The organism is Cupriavidus sp. CPT47-8839-RL05A (assembly GCF_058792255.1).
Map to the genome: position 1 here is coordinate 33,596 of NZ_JBYTEG010000010.1, position 14,701 is coordinate 48,296.

The window sequence follows — 14,701 nt, forward strand, 5'->3', positions numbered from 1 at the left end:
TGTCAGTGTGCATACAAAATGGTGAGAGCGATGTCTGCGAGAGCGAAACGCAACGCAACGAGCGGCAGCAATGAGGCGGCGGATGCAGTGCCGGAAGCCGATCCGGCAAAGGAATTGCTCTGGGCCCGCCCGGGGTTCCTGGTGCGGCGCTTGCACCAGATCCACGTCGCGATGTTCTTCGAGGAGTGCAAGTCGCCCAATATCACGCCCGTGCAATATGCCATCCTGACGGTGCTGTCGGTGCTGCCGGGATTGGACCAGACTTCGCTCGGGCAGGAGGTCGGCCTGGACCGGACCACGACCGCCGACGTCGTGCGCCGGCTCGAGGAGCGCGGGCTGGTAGAGCGCCGCGACAACCCCGCCGACCGGCGCACCCGCCATGTCCACCTGACGCGGGAAGGCAAGAGCGTGGTCACGGCGCTGCGTGCCGACATGGCGCGTGCGCAGGAGCGCATGCTGGCGCCGCTGAAGCCCGCCCAGCGCGAAGTGTTCATGGACCTGCTGGCGACGCTGGTGGAAGCCAACAACCAGTACAGCCGCACCGTGCTGCGCAGCATGTAAGCCCGACGGCGGGCGCAAGGCCTGCCGCGCCCATGCGCTAGACCGGGTAGACCAGGTCGTTGGCGATGATGGTGGTGTCGTAGACAACCTGCCGCTCGCGCAGCAGCAGCCTGCCACCCTGGCGGCGGAAGCGGTCGTAGTAGGTCCCCGCCAGGTGGATCGTGGTGGGGCCCTCCACCAGCGTCTGCAGCAGCATGTAGTTGGCCTGTGCCACGATATCGCCGTCCGCGGTTTCGTCGCTGACACGCGTGTTGGTCACCAGGTGCAGGTTGTAGCGCGGCGCGAACATCTGGGTATTGGCAATCGCAGCGGCGCGGTCGCGCATCATGCCCACCCCTTCGGCGTAGACCAGCCCCACCGGCAGGTTGCGCTCGGCATTCTCGCGCGCGGTGATCCGGTAGAGCGCGTCCTCGGTGAAGAAGCGGGGCCATTGCTCGACCAGGCCGGCGTCGAGCACCGCGCAGTATTCCGCGTGGAAGGCCTCGATCTCCAGCCGCAGTTCAATGGCGCGCGCGGTGCCGAGGGCGCTCTCGCGATAGAGGGAATAGTTCATCGGTTTCATGTTCTGGGGAATCCCGTTAGCCGCCGTTCAGAATCCCATCACGCCGCGGTAGTACTGGTACATCGCACGGATGGCGGATTCGGAGATCAGGGAGTTGGAGGTGCCGACCTGGTCCGGATCCAGCTTGAGCACATTGAGGTCGCTGCTGGAGCGGCGCACGCCTTCCTGCACGAACTTCATCGCCTCGTTGTCCTCCAGACCCAGGAAGCCTGCGGGGCCCATCAGGTTGCCCTGGCGCAGGCGGTGTTGCGTCATCTCCTCGGTATCGTCCTCGTAGCCGAACATGGTCCACAGCATCAGCATGCTGTCCGGCCCGTTGGGCACGATCTGGCGCACGCCGAGGGTGTTCATTTCGCGCTGCACGATCAGGTTCGGCCAGATCGTCTGCATCGTCACCGACCACGGCGAATCGAACTCTTTCACATACTCCAGGAAGCGTTCGTCCTCCAGGCGCATGCCTTCATGGTATGAGCGCATCTCCTTCTTGTTCTCGTCGCTGACCGCCGCGTACTTGTCTTCCTTTTTCGCCGACGCCATGGTGCCGTGCCGCCCGTGCACGGGATCGGCGATCATGGCGCTTTCATTGCCCGCCACCAGCAGTCCGAACACCACCAGGAAGGAGTGCAGCAACGTGGCGTGGTACGGGTCCTTGAGGTTCTCGTGGTACATCTTCCAGTTGCACGGGAGTTCGTTCTTGTAGTACCCGAGCACCTTGAGCGGCTTGCCGTTGAAGACGATGTCGAAGTCCTTGAGGATCTCCGGCGTCAGGTAGTCTTCCAGGCTTTCCATGTCCGCCGCGTACGAGGCGAAGACTACGCCGTTGCGCGTGGCCACATTCAGCTTGACCAGGCCGTGGTCCTCGTTGCGGAAGTCCCTGGGCATGCCGCCCGCGCGATTAACGCCGCGCTTGAACGGAACGCCCTGCAGGTTGCCCTTGAGGTCGTAGGACCACTGGTGATAGGGGCAGACGAATTCCTTCGCATTGCCCTGGCTGTGGCGGCAGAATTCGGCGCCGCGGTGCGCGCAGCGATTTTCGAAGACGTTGACCGAGCCGTCTTCGGCGCGCGACACCACCACCGGCGTCGCGCCGACATAGGAGCGCTTGTAGTCGCCGGCGTTGGGGATTTCCGCTTCGAGCGCGACGTAGTTCCAGGAGCGTCCGCGAAAGATCTTCTGCAGCTCGAGGTCATGCACCTCCTTGCTGGTGTAGACCCAGTCCGGGATGTAGTGCAGGCTGTCTTCGGGCCAACGGCAGTCGGCCAGGCCGGCGTCTTTCTTGCCCAGCGTGTGCTGGATCACCGCTTGTGTCTGGTACATGTGGGAGTCCTTTCAGAGTGTAGTGGGGCTGGCCGCTGCCGTCGGGAGCTCGCGCACCAGCTGTCGCAGCGGCAAGGCGTCGTCGCACAGCCGTGGCAGCAGGTCTTCGACGGCATGGCCGAAGAGCGCGCGCAGCGGCCGCAGGTCGCCGCCGGCATTGATGGCGATGGCGTGGCTGAGCCGGCCGTGCCGGGTGCCGAGCAGCATGAACCTGGGGCAGGGCGCGTCGCTGGCGGCGATGCCGCGCCAGGCATAGCGGGTATCGGGAGTGGCCGCGCCGAGCATCTGCACGTTGCAGCCGAACTGGTCGGTCCAGAACCACGGCATCGCCGCGGGTTCGGCCTGCACGCCCAGCATGGCCGCGGCGGCGATGCGCGCCTGCTCGTTGGCGCTTTGCCAGGATTCCAGCCGCATGTGGGCGCCGAACCGGGGCTGGTACTGGCTGCAGCAGTCGCCCGCGGCATAGATGCCGGCCGCGCTGGTGCGGCCCTGCTGGTCGACCTGGATGCCGCCGTTGGCTGGGTCCAGCGCCAGGCCGGCGGCGGCGCCGAGCGCAACCTCGGGCGTCAGCCCGATCGCGACCACCACCAGCGGCGCCTGCAACGCCGCGCCGTCCGCAAGCCTGACCAGCACGCCATCGGCCCGCGGCACCAGGGCCGCGATGCCGCAGCCGAGCCGCAGCTCGACGCCTTGCGCAAGCACGCGCTGCGCCAGCCAGCTGCCAAGCTCAGGCGGCAGCGCGCGGCCGAGCAGCCGGTCGGCGCTTTCGATCAGCGTGAGCCGGAGGCCGAGTCCGGCCGCGGTCGAGGCCGTCTCCAGGCCAAGGAAGCCGCCGCCGATCACGATCACCTCACGCGCGCGCTGCATGGCATCGCGCAGGCGGGCGGCGTCGTCGAGCGTGCGCAGGTAGTGCACGTGGGGCGTGCCCGGGGGAAGCGTAGGCAGGACGCGCGCATTGCCGCCTGTGGCGAGCAGGCAGGCGGCGTAGCGAATGGCCTCGCCGTCGGCGCAGTGCGCCACGCTGTGCGCGGGGTCCAGCGCGGTGACCGTGGTGCCAAGCCGCAGCTCGATCTCCTGCCCGGCATAGAAGCCGGCGGGGTGCACGCCGATCTTGCCGTCCTGCGCGGCATCGGCGAGCACGGACTTGGACAGCGGCGGGCGTTCGTACGGTGCATGGCGCTCGCCGCCGGCCATGACGATGCGGCCACGATGGCCGAGCCTGCGCAGTTCGGCAGCGGCCATCGCGCCTGCCTGGCCGGCGCCGACAATCAGGATGGGCGTGTCTTGTGGCATGCTCGGCTCCTTCAAAGCTCGACCCACACCCGGCTGTCTTCGAACTTGACCGGGTAGGTGCGGATGTCGCTGGTGGCAGGCGCGCACATCGCCTTGCCGGAGCGGATGTCGAAGCGGGCCTGGTGCAGCGGGCACTCGATGCAGCCGTCTTCCAGGTAGCCGTCGGACAGCAGCGCGTACTGGTGCGTGCAGACGTTGTCGGTGACGAAGTACTGGTCGTCGCTGCGATAGACGGCGAGCTGGCGGTCCCCCAGCGTGAGCGGCATTACCTCGTCGTTCTGCAGGCCGTGGGCGGCGTCGATTTCAATCCATGCCATGGCGATCTCCGTGAATTTGATTTGTCAGTATGCTGAATATATAAGATCAGTGTACTGATGTTTTTTGCTCGCAGTATTCTGGTTAACCCTGGACCGGGTTGGCCGCGCCGGATCGTGCTGACCCCACCGCGGGCGCGCCGGCCTGCAGCGACGGGCGGGCCTGCCAGCGCGCCAGGATCTCGCCCATGATGCCGCGGCGGAACGTCAGCACGCACACCACGAAGATCAGCCCCGTCACCATGCTGACCGATTCGCCCAGCGTTTCGAACCAGCCGATGCCGGTCATGGCCGCGAGCGCATTGCCGGCGTCGCCCAGCTTGTTTTCCAGCGCCACGATCACCAGGGCGCCGACCAGCGGGCCCGACAACGTGCCCATGCCGCCGACCAGGGTCATCAGGATGACCGTGCCCGACATCATCCAGTGCACGTCGGTGAGCGTGGCAAAGCCCAGCACCAGGGTCTTGAGCGCGCCCGCCAGCCCGGCCAGCGCCGACGACAGCACGAACGCCAGCAGCTTGAAGCGGTCCGCGTCATAGCCCAGCGAGATGGCACGCGGCTCGTTCTCCTTGATCGCGCGCAGGATCTGCCCGAACGGCGAGTTGACGATGCGCATGATGCCGAGAAAGGCCGCTGCGGTGATCAGCAGCACGACGTAGTACATGGTGTGGTCCGACGCCAGCGGCAGCACGCCGAACAGGTCGCCCCGCGGCACCGCCTGGAGGCCGTCTTCGCCACCGGTCGCGGGCGTCTGCAGGCAGAAGAAATAGAACATCTGCGCCAGCGCCAGCGTGATCATGGCGAAGTAGATGCCCTGCCTGCGTATTGCCAGTGCACCAAACACCAGGCCGAGCAGGGAACCGAAGGCGGTGCCTGCGAGCAGGCCCAGCTCCGGCGTCAGTTGCAGGAACTTCATCGCATAGCCGCAGGCATAGGCGGCGCCGCCGAAGAAGGCCGCGTGGCCGAACGACACCAGGCCGGTGTAGCCCAGCAGCAGGTTGAAGGCGCAGGCAAAGAGCGCGAAGCACAGCAGCTTCATCACCAGCACCGGGTAGGCGCCCAGCCAGGGCGCAAGCAGCAGGACCGCCAGCAGCAGTCCGTAGGCGAAGGTTGCACGCTTTCCGCTTGCCATCATTTTTCCTTTCCAAAGAGCCCGGCGGGGCGCACCAGCAGCACGCACACCATGGCGACGAAGACCACCGTCGCGGAGGCTTCGGGGTAGTAGACCTTGGTGATGCCCTCGAAGACACCCAGGCCAAGTCCGGTGAAGATCGAGCCAAGGATCGAACCCATGCCGCCGATCACCACCACGGCGAAGACCGTGATGATCAGGTTCTGGCCCATCAGCGGCGAGACCTGCATCACCGGCGCGGCCAGCACGCCCGCCAGCGCGGCCAGGCCCACGCCGAACGCGTAGGTCAGCGTCACCAGCAGCGGCACATTGACGCCGAAGGCCTCGACCATGCGCGGATTCTCGGTGCCGGCGCGCAGATAGGCGCCCAGCCGCGTCTTCTCGATCATGAACCAGGTGGCAAAGCACACCGCCAGCGACGCCAGCACCACCCATGCACGGTAGTTGGGCAGCACCATGAAGCCCAGCTGGCTCACGCCAGACAAGGCTTCCGGCGTGGGGTAGGGCAGGCCTGAGACGCCGTAGACCGAGCGCAGCGCGCCTTCGATCAGCAGGCAGATGCCCAGCGTCAGCAGCAGCCCGTACAGGTGGTCGAAGCGGTAGAGGTGGCGCAGCATGGTGCGCTCAAGCACCACGCCGAGGGTCCCGGCCAGCACCGGTGCCAGCACCAGCATCAGCCAGTAGTTGAGCCCGAGGTAGTTCAGGCCCATCCAGGCCAGCACCGCGCCAAGCATGAACAGCGCGCCGTGCGCAAAGTTGATCACGTTGAGCAGGCCGAAGATCACGGCCAGCCCCAGGCTCAGGATCGCGTAGAACGAGCCGTTGACCAGCCCCAGCAGCAACTGGCTCAGCAGCGCGGGCAGGGGCACTCCAAACAATTCCATGAAAAGTCTCCTTAAACGCCCAGCAAGGCGCTGAGCGTGGGCATCTTTCGTTCGAGCTCATCGGCGCCGAAGGCCTCGACGATGCGGCCGTGCTCCATCACGAAGAAGCGGTCCGCCAGCGGCGCGGCAAAGCGGAAGTTCTGCTCCACCATGACGATGGTGTAGCCGCGGCTGCGCAGCATGGCGATCATCTTCGCCAGCTTTTGCACGATCACGGGCGCCAGGCCTTCCGAGATCTCGTCGAGCAGCAGCACGCTGGCGCCAGTGCGCAGGATGCGGGCCACCGCCAGCATCTGCTGCTCGCCGCCCGACATGCGCGTGCCCTGGCTCTTGCGCCGCTCGTGCAGGTTGGGGAACATCTCGTAGATCTCGCCCAGCGTCATGGGCTCGCGCAGTCCGACCGCGCCCGGGGTGCAGGCGAATTGCGGCGGCAGCAGCAGGTTCTCCTCGCAGGACAGGCTGGCGAAGATGGCGCGCTCTTCCGGGCAGTAGCCCAGGCCCAGCGGCGCGATGCGGTGCGTCTTCATGTCGATGGTTTCCTGGCCGTGCACGCGCACCGAACCCTTGCGCATGCCGACCAGGCCCATGATGGCCCGCAGCGTGGTGGTGCGTCCGGCGCCGTTGCGGCCGAGCAGCGTCACCACCTGGCCCGGGTTGACGGTCAGGTCCACGCCGTGAAGGATGTGCGACTCGCCGTACCAGGCGTGCAGGCCGCGGAGTTCGAGGGCAGGGGAGGCCGTCCTGGTCATGATGCCTCCGCGTTCAGCGCCGCCGCGGCTGCGGGGCGGTCTTCGGGTTCGTCGGTGGTTCCCATATAGGCTTCCCTTACCTGCGGATTGCGTGAGATCTCGTCATAGGTCCCTTCTGCCAGCACCGCGCCGCGCTGCAGCACCGTGATGCGGTCCACGATGGACGACACCACGCTCATGTTGTGCTCCACCATCAGCACTGTCCGCCCCGCCGAAACGCGCTTGATCAGGGCGGTGACGGTCTCCACGTCTTCATGGCCCATGCCTTGTGTCGGTTCGTCCAGCAGCATCAGTTCCGGGTCGGTCGCGAGCGTGGTGGCAAGCTCCAGCGCGCGCTTGCGCCCATAGGCCAGCTCCGCCGTGCCCAAGTGCGCGAAGCCGGCCAGGCCGACCGCATCCAGCAGTTCCATGGCGCGGCTGTCCAGCCGCGACAGGGAGCGCCTGCCGCGCCAGAAATGCCACGAGGTTCCCAACCTGCGCTGCAGCGCGATGCGCACGTTCTCCAGCACCGTCAGTTGCGGAAATACCGCCGAGATCTGGAACGAGCGGATCACCCCCATGCGGGCGATCTGGGCCGGCCGCAGCGCGGTGATGTCGGTGCCGTTGAAGTGGATCGAGCCGGACGAGGGCGCATGGAACTTCGTCAGCAGATTGAAGCAGGTGGTCTTGCCGGCGCCGTTGGGGCCGATCAGCGCATGGATCGAGCCCCGCCGCACGGACAGGCTGACATCGCTGACTGCGGTAAAGCCCTTGAAGGCCTTGGTCAGTCTCTGCGTCTGCAGGATTACATCAGTGTCAGGCATGGCGCGCTCACTTCTTCACCAGGGGGCATTCGCTGGCGGACAGCGGCCGGAAGGCTTCGTCGCCGGGGATCGTGCCGATGTACCTGACCAGGTCCCACGGGCCCTTGGACTCGGCCGGGGTCTTGGCCTGGGCCAGGTACATGTCATGCACCATGCGGCCGTCGACACGCACCTTGCCGTTGCGCACGAAGGCATCGTTGACGGGCAGCGCGCGCATCTTCTCCGCCACGGCCGGGCCTTCCACGGTCTTGGCGGCTTCCACCCCCTTCAGGTAATGCAGCACGCCTGAATAGACGCCGATCTGGCCATGCGTGGGATAGGCCTTGTGGCGCTTGTAGTAGCGCTCGACGAACTCCTTCGACTTGCCATCCAGGTCGAGCTTGAACGGGTCGACATAGGTCAGCCCCTGCGCGGCGTTCAGGCCCAGGCTCTTGATATCGGTGATGAAGGTGGAGGGCGTGATCACCGTCTGGCCTGCCTTGATCAGGCCGAACTCGCCGGCTGCCTTGACCCCGTTGATCATGTCGTTGCCGGCATTGGCCAGCACCACCACCTTCGCCTTGGAAGCCGAGGCGGCCACCACCGGGCTGCTGAAATCGCTGGCGTTGAGCGGATGCCGGGTGGCACCCACGTTCTTGCCGCCGCCGGCGTCCACGGCCTTGCGGAAATCCGCCTCCAGCGACTGGCCGAAGGCGTAGTCCACGGTGATGTAGTACCAGCTGTTGCGGCCCTGTTCGATCATGCGCCGCACCAGCGGGTAAGACACCGAATACGTGTCCCAGGCCCAGTGGAAGCCGGTGGGCGAGCAGTTCTGGTTGGTCAGTGCCATGGCGCCGCCGGTCGAGACGATGTCGATCTTCTGCTTCTGCCGCGCCACCTCCTGCACCGCCAGCGCGGTCGACGAGTTGGGGAAGTCGATCACCATGTCGACGCCATCGGTATCGAACCAGCGGCGCGCCAGCGACGAGGCGATATCGGCCTTGTTCTGGTGATCGGCGGAAAGCACCGTCACGGGTTTGCCGAGGGCCTTGCCGCCGAACTCTTCCACCGCCATCTGCGCGGCAAGCACGGAGCCCTTGCCGGAGAGGTCGGCATAGGAGCCGGACATGTCGGTGATGACGCCGATCTTCACGCCATTGGCGTCGGCCAGTGCGGGCGTGGCGGCGGCCAGGCCCAGCAGGGCGGAGGACGCAGCGAGGGTGCGGAGGATGCGAGAGGTGGACATCAGGGGCTCCAGGTTGTCTACGCGAAAGATTGGAATGGTTACGATGGCTGCGTCGGCAGACCGCGGCGCCATCGCTGCGCCGCGGGTAGCGCGGATAAACTCAGTATGCTGAATAGTTGACCGGAAGAAAGGGCGGAGAGATCCGCCCTTCAGCTTCACCCGTAGTGCCGCTCAGGTAGCCAGGTCGCGGCCGCGCGTCTCCGGCACGAACAGCATGCCGATGACGAAGGCCAGGCCGGCGATGATCACCGGGTACCACAGGCCGAAGTAGACGTCGCCGCTGGCCACGTTCATGGCCGTGACCACGAAGGACAGCATGCCGCCGACCCAGCCCGCGCCGAGGTGGAAGGGCAGCGACAGCGAGGTGTAGCGCACCCGGGCCGGGAACAGTTCCACCATGAAGGCCGCCATCGGCCCGTACACCATCGCCAGGAACAGGATCGGGACCAGCAGCAGCACGAATACCATCGGCGTGTTGATCTTCGCGGGGTCCGCGCGCTCGGGCCAGCCGGCCGCCACCAGCGCGCTCTTGATGGCGTCGCGGTCAAAGCCCTGCAGCGTGCGATCCGCGATGCGTACTTCCGCCTGCGCCGGATTGCTGGCCGGCACGAAGGTGTAGCCCACGCCCAGGTCGGTCAGGTAGCCGCGGATCTTGTCGCAGGCGGACACCGGCTCGCCGAACAGGCGCGCCTTGCAGTCGCCGGCCGTCACCCGCACGGCGCCTTGCTGCTGGAACTGCTCGAGTGCCGGATTGGCATAGTGGGTCAGGCCCTTGAACACCGGCTGGATGCACACCGCCGCCAGCAGGCAGGCGGCCATCATGATGTACTTGCGGCCGATGCGGTCGGACAGCCAGCCGAACAGCAGGTAGCAGGGCGTGGCCACCACCAGCGCGATCCCGATCAGCATGTGGACTGTTTCGAGCGGCACGTGCAGCGTCTTGTTGAGGAAGAACATCGAGTAGAAGTGCCCGGTGCCGAAGATGGCGCCCAGGCCCGCCGCCACCACGAACAGCAGCAGCACGGACTTGAGGTTCTTCCAGTTGGTGAAGCTTTCGCGGATCGGCGCCCTGGAGGTGGTGTTGGCAGCCTTCATCCGGGCAAAGACCGGCGATTCATGCAGCTTGCCGCGGATGTAGACCGAGATCACCAGCATCACCAGCGACACGATGAAGGGAATGCGCCAGCCCCAGTCACGGAACTCGGCCTCGGTCAGGAAGGTCTTGAGCAGGTAGACGACCAGCAACGAGGACAGCAGGCCCAGCGTTGCCGTGGTCTGCAGCGAACTGGTGTACAGCCCGCGCTTGTGCACGGGGGAGTGCTCGGCCACGTAGGTGACCGCGCCGCCGACCTCGCCGCCCAGCGCCAGGCCTTGCAGCAGCCGCAGCAACACCAGCAGCACCGTGGCGGTGATGCCGATCTGCTCATACGTGGGCAGCACGCCGACGCCGACGGTGGCAACACCCATCAGCAGGATGGTGACCAGGAAGGTGTACTTGCGCCCGATCAGGTCGCCCAGGCGGCCGAACAGCAGCGCGCCCACCGGCCGTATCAGGAAGCCTGCGCCGAAGGTGGCCAGGCTGGCCAGGAAGGCGGCAGTCTCATTGCCCTTGGGGAAGAACAGTGCGCCGAAGTACACCGCCAGTGCGGCGTAGATGTAGAAGTCGTACCACTCCATCAGGGCGCCGAAGGAAGAGGCAAGGATGACCTTGCGCTCCTCGGCTGTCATGCCGGAGGCGGGGGCGCGTGTCTCGCTGCGAGTCAGGCTGATCGTCATGGCGGGGGTCCTTTGGTCTAGCTGTTGTCTCTATATGTCTGCTCGTCCCGGCGGTGCCGGCGCCGCTGGCCAGGGCCTGTCGGCCCCTCGCGCAGTGCAGCGCCGCATCCTTCCGGTGCATCAGTCAGTATGCTGATGAGAAACGCAGTATGCTGAGCAAAATGTGGGCCAGTCCACAATGTGCCGGAATGCCCGAAATCGCCTGTTTAAATGGTCTTTTAATATCATCAGCATACTGAGCATCTGGGCTCAGTGTACTGAGGGCCTATGGCCATCGTTATAGGTGTTAACCCTCCGCGCCGCTTCTAGACTTTTGGAAATTCGCTGACTAGAATCCGAAACTAATCAGTGTACTGAGCAATTGCATCGGCGCACGCCGCATGCCATGCAGGACGCGCCCGCAGCGAAGCGATTTCACCAATCAGGAGCCCCCACCAGCATGACCAAAGTGAAGAAGATCGCCCTCGAAGAGCATTTCATGACGCCGGGATTCCAGGCCTATTCCAAGGCGTTCACGCAGCATATCGATCCGGCGGTGTTTGCCGAGCTGGACCGCCGCCTCGCCGATTTCGACGAGGACCGCCTCGCCGAGATGGACCGTGCCGGCATCGACATCACGGTGCTGTCGCAGACTGGCCCGGGCGTGCAGGGCGAGTCCGACACCGGCCTTGCCCTGGCGCGGGCGCGCGAGAGCAATGACTTCCTGGCCGCGCAGATCGCACGCCACCCGACGCGCTTTGCCGGCTTTGCCGCGCTGCCCATGCACGACCCGGAACAGGCCGCGCGCGAGCTGGAACGCGCCGTGTGCGAGCTTGGCTTCAAGGGCTCGCTGGTGAACGGCCATACCCACGGGCGCTACTACGACGACCCGGCATACGATGCTTTCTGGGAACGCATGCAGGCGCTGGACGTGCCCATGTACCTGCACCCGACCGATGCGCTGGTTCAGCCGCAGGTCCTGGCGGGCCACCCCGAACTGACCGGCGCGGCGTGGGGCTGGGGCGTAGAGACCGCATCGCATGCGCTGCGGCTGCTGTTCGGCGGCGTGTTCGACCGCTTCCCGCGCCTGAAGCTCATCCTCGGCCATATGGGCGAGGGCCTGCCGTACCAGCGCTGGCGCTTCGACAGCCGCTTTGCGGTCTATTCGCACGGCGTCCGGCTGGCGCGCGCGCCTTCGGAATACATCGGCACCAATATCGTCATCACCACTTCGGGGGTGTGCTCGCACGGTGCGCTGGCCGGTGCCATTGCCGAGCTCGGCGCGGAGGCCGTGATGTTCTCGGTCGACTACCCCTACGAATCGACCGAAGTCGCGGCGAAGTTCATCGAGGACGCGCCGCTCGACGACACCACGCGCGCGCTGGTCTGCCACGGCAACGCGCAACGCCTGCTCAAGCTGTAACCGTACAACCCGAGGACCCTCATGCAAAAAGTCTTTCGCATCGGCCAGATCGTTCCCAGCTCGAACACGACCATGGAAACCGAGATTCCCGCGATGCTGCTGGCGCGCCAGCAGATCCGCCCGGAGCGCTTTACCTTCCACTCCAGCCGCATGCGCATGAAGAAGGTGGTCAAGGAAGAGCTGGCCGCCATGGATGCCGAATCCGACCGCTGCGCGGTGGAGCTCAGCGACGCCCGCGTCGACGTGCTCGGCTACGCCTGCCTGGTCGCCATCATGGCCATGGGCCACGGCTATCACCGCAAGTCGGAGCAGCGCCTGAAGGCCCACACCATCGAGAATGGCGGCGACGCGCCGGTGATCACCAGCGCCGGTGCGCTGGTGGATGCGCTGCGCGTGATCGGCGCGCGCCGCATCGCCGTGGTGGCGCCGTACATGAAGCCGCTGACCGAGCTGGTGGTGGACTACATCCGCAACGAAGGCTATGAGGTGGTGGACTACCGTGCGCTGGAGATTCCGGACAACCTTGAGGTCGGCCGCCACGATCCGTCGCGGCTGCCGGGCATCGTGTCGCAGATGAAGCTGGCGGATGTCGATGCCATCGTGCTGTCGGCCTGCGTGCAGATGCCGTCGCTGCCGGCAGTGGCAAAAGTGGAGGCGATGACGGGCAAGCCGGTCATCACCGCGGCCATCGCCACCACCTACGCCATGCTCAAGGCGCTGGACCTGGAGCCGGTCGTGCCGGGCGCCGGCGCGCTGCTGTCGGGCGCCTACTGAGGGCATGCCATGACCACTTTCCTTTATGGCGGGCATGTCCATGCCAACGGCATTCGCCAGCACTACCTGCGCTATGGCGGAAGTGACGGTGCACGCGCCGCGCGCGATCCCGTGATCATCGTGCCGGGCATCACCAGCCCGGCAATCACCTGGGGCTTCGTCGGCGAGCGCTTTGGCGCCAGCTTCGATACCTATGTGCTGGACGTGCGCGGGCGTGGCCTGTCGTCGGCCGAGGCCGGGCTGGACTACAGCCTCGACGCCCAGGCCCGCGACGTAGTGGCCTTTGCCGAGGCGCTTGGCCTGCGCCGCTACAGCGTGGTTGGCCATTCGATGGGCGCACGCATCGGCGTGCGCGCCGCGGCGGGCCGGCCTGGCGGCCTGGCCAGGCTGGTGCTGGTGGATCCGCCGGTGTCGGGGCCCGGGCGCCGCGCATATCCCGCGCACCTGCCGTGGTATGTGGACTCCATCCGCCTGTCGCGCCAGGGCACCGACGTGGAGGGCATGCGCCGTTTCTGCCCGACCTGGACCGACGAGCAGCTGCGCCTGCGCGCCGAATGGCTGCATACCTGCAACGAAGACGCCGTGGTGCGCAGCTTCGAGGATTTCCATCGCGACGACATCCATGCGGACCTGCCCCGGGTCAAGGTGCCGACGCTGCTGATGACCGCCGGGCGTGGCGACGTGGTGCGCGCTGAAGACGTGGCGCAGATCCGCACGCTGCTGCCGGGGGTGCTGGTCAGCCACGTTGCCAGTGCCGGCCACATGATCCCGTGGGATGACGAAGCGGGCTTTTACGCGGCGCTGGGGGATTTCCTCGGCGCGCCGCTGACGCAATGACAAGCAAGGAGGCGACATGCCGGTAAGTGACCACCAGATGATCGAGGCCTGGCGCAAGGTGCTGAAGCTGTCGCGGCTGGAGCCGGGCCAGACCGTCACCATCCTGACCAGCGCTGCGACCCACCCGCAGACGCTGTCCACCGCGCTGATCGCCACGCAGGCGATGGGTGCCATCGTCAACCGGCTCGACCTGCCGCCGGTCAACGGTGAAAAGGCGCTGAGCCGCGACGCGCTGGCCTACCTGGGCACGACTCCGCTCACGGGCAACCGTGCCGCGATTGCCGCGCTCAGGGAAAGCGACCTGGTGCTGGACCTGATGACGCTGCTGTTCTCCCCCGAGCAGCACGACATCCTGAAGGGCGGCACCAAAATCCTGCTGGCCGTCGAGCCGCCCGAGGTGCTGGCGCGCCTGGTGCCTTGCGAGGCCGACCGCGAGCGCGTCAAGGCCGCCTCCGAGCGGCTGGCCCGCGCCAAGGAAATGCATGTGGTGTCGCCGGCCGGCACCGACCTGCGCTGCCCGCTGGGCGAGTTCCCGGCCATCAGCGAGTATGGCTTTGTCGACGAGCCCGGGCGCTGGGACCACTGGCCCAGCGGCTTCGCGCTGACCTGGCCCAACGAGGGCGCTGCCAACGGCACCATCGTGCTGGAGCGCGGCGACATCCTGCTGCCGCAGAAGACCTACGTCACCGAGCCGGTCATGCTGACGGTCGAGGGCGGCTTTGCCACGCGCATCGAAGGCGGCCTGCACGCCGAACTGCTGAGCGAGTACATGGCCTCCTTCAACGACCCGCAGGCCTATGCCATCTCGCATATCGGCTGGGGGCTGCAGCCGCGCGCGCACTGGTCCACGCTGGGGCTGTACGATCGCGAGGCCACCATCGGTATGGACGCGCGCGCGTTCGAGGGCAACTTCCTGTTCTCGCTCGGCCCCAATAACGAAGCCGGCGGCAGCCGCACCACAGCCTGCCATATCGATATTCCCGTGCGTAACTGTACCGTCCGCCTGGACGGCGTAGATGTGGTGAGCCGCGGCAAGGTCACGGACGGATTCCGCTATCCGGAGGAGAAGTAG

The 14,701-nt window shown here is 66.4% G+C and carries 15 protein-coding genes; 5 read left to right on the forward strand and 10 right to left on the reverse strand.

Annotated elements, in window-relative coordinates:
- Positions 1 to 30 precede the first annotated feature (30 nt).
- The gene (locus tag AC3WVS_RS13905) at positions 31 to 561 is read left to right on the forward strand and encodes a MarR family winged helix-turn-helix transcriptional regulator (RefSeq protein WP_492319095.1); all 531 of its coding nucleotides are present in this window, start codon (positions 31 to 33) and stop codon (positions 559 to 561) included.
- A gap of 37 nt (positions 562 to 598) precedes the next feature.
- Here the strand turns inward: AC3WVS_RS13905 and AC3WVS_RS13910 are convergent, their stop codons facing one another.
- The 10 genes from AC3WVS_RS13910 to AC3WVS_RS13955 form a co-directional block, all read right to left on the reverse strand.
- Positions 599 to 1,114, reverse strand: a complete 516-nt coding sequence (locus tag AC3WVS_RS13910) for an aromatic-ring-hydroxylating dioxygenase subunit beta (RefSeq protein ID WP_492319096.1) — start codon at positions 1,112 to 1,114, stop codon at positions 599 to 601.
- A gap of 36 nt (positions 1,115 to 1,150) precedes the next feature.
- Positions 1,151 to 2,440 carry an aromatic ring-hydroxylating dioxygenase subunit alpha gene (locus AC3WVS_RS13915; protein WP_013952432.1) on the reverse strand — a complete coding sequence of 430 codons (1,290 nt, stop codon included), beginning with the start codon at positions 2,438 to 2,440 and terminating at the stop codon, positions 1,151 to 1,153.
- Between the two features lie 12 nt (positions 2,441 to 2,452).
- On the reverse strand, positions 2,453 to 3,733 hold the full coding sequence (locus AC3WVS_RS13920; protein ID WP_492319097.1) for an NAD(P)/FAD-dependent oxidoreductase: 1,281 nt from the start codon (positions 3,731 to 3,733) through the stop codon (positions 2,453 to 2,455).
- Positions 3,734 to 3,744: 11 nt separating this feature from the next.
- On the reverse strand, positions 3,745 to 4,050 hold the full coding sequence (locus tag AC3WVS_RS13925; RefSeq protein ID WP_013952434.1) for a non-heme iron oxygenase ferredoxin subunit: 306 nt from the start codon (positions 4,048 to 4,050) through the stop codon (positions 3,745 to 3,747).
- Positions 4,051 to 4,132: 82 nt separating this feature from the next.
- Positions 4,133 to 5,179, reverse strand: coding sequence for a branched-chain amino acid ABC transporter permease (locus AC3WVS_RS13930; RefSeq protein ID WP_492319267.1), 1,047 nt, complete (start codon positions 5,177 to 5,179; stop codon positions 4,133 to 4,135).
- Positions 5,179 to 6,063 (reverse strand): branched-chain amino acid ABC transporter permease, encoded by an 885-nt coding sequence (locus AC3WVS_RS13935; protein ID WP_492319098.1) that lies wholly within the window; start codon positions 6,061 to 6,063, stop codon positions 5,179 to 5,181. Before AC3WVS_RS13935 ends, AC3WVS_RS13930 begins: the two co-directional genes overlap by 1 nt.
- A gap of 11 nt (positions 6,064 to 6,074) precedes the next feature.
- Entirely contained in the window at positions 6,075 to 6,812 is a 738-nt protein-coding gene (locus tag AC3WVS_RS13940) for an ABC transporter ATP-binding protein (RefSeq protein ID WP_492319099.1), read from the reverse strand.
- The gene (locus AC3WVS_RS13945) at positions 6,809 to 7,615 is read right to left on the reverse strand and encodes an ABC transporter ATP-binding protein (protein WP_492319100.1); all 807 of its coding nucleotides are present in this window, start codon (positions 7,613 to 7,615) and stop codon (positions 6,809 to 6,811) included. Before AC3WVS_RS13945 ends, AC3WVS_RS13940 begins: the two co-directional genes overlap by 4 nt.
- Before the next feature lie 7 nt (positions 7,616 to 7,622).
- Positions 7,623 to 8,840, reverse strand: a complete 1,218-nt coding sequence (locus AC3WVS_RS13950; RefSeq protein ID WP_492319101.1) for an ABC transporter substrate-binding protein — start codon at positions 8,838 to 8,840, stop codon at positions 7,623 to 7,625.
- A gap of 171 nt (positions 8,841 to 9,011) precedes the next feature.
- Positions 9,012 to 10,616: an MFS transporter gene (locus AC3WVS_RS13955; RefSeq protein WP_492319102.1), complete on the reverse strand. Its 1,605-nt coding sequence runs from the start codon at positions 10,614 to 10,616 to the stop codon at positions 9,012 to 9,014.
- Positions 10,617 to 11,055: 439 nt separating this feature from the next.
- On the opposite strand from AC3WVS_RS13955, the gene AC3WVS_RS13960 reads away from it, so the two are divergent.
- Genes AC3WVS_RS13960 through AC3WVS_RS13975 form a run of 4 tightly spaced genes read left to right on the forward strand, consistent with a single transcriptional unit; the run spans position 11,056 to position 14,701 of the window.
- A complete protein-coding gene (locus AC3WVS_RS13960) occupies positions 11,056 to 12,018 on the forward strand; it encodes an amidohydrolase family protein (protein ID WP_492319103.1) in 963 nt (320 codons plus the stop codon).
- 21 nt (positions 12,019 to 12,039) lie between these two features.
- Positions 12,040 to 12,792: a maleate cis-trans isomerase family protein gene (locus AC3WVS_RS13965; protein ID WP_492319104.1), complete on the forward strand. Its 753-nt coding sequence runs from the start codon at positions 12,040 to 12,042 to the stop codon at positions 12,790 to 12,792.
- Positions 12,793 to 12,801: 9 nt separating this feature from the next.
- Positions 12,802 to 13,629: an alpha/beta fold hydrolase gene (locus tag AC3WVS_RS13970; protein ID WP_492319105.1), complete on the forward strand. Its 828-nt coding sequence runs from the start codon at positions 12,802 to 12,804 to the stop codon at positions 13,627 to 13,629.
- 16 nt (positions 13,630 to 13,645) lie between these two features.
- Positions 13,646 to 14,701: a 2,5-dihydroxypyridine 5,6-dioxygenase NicX family protein gene (locus AC3WVS_RS13975; RefSeq protein WP_492319106.1), complete on the forward strand. Its 1,056-nt coding sequence runs from the start codon at positions 13,646 to 13,648 to the stop codon at positions 14,699 to 14,701.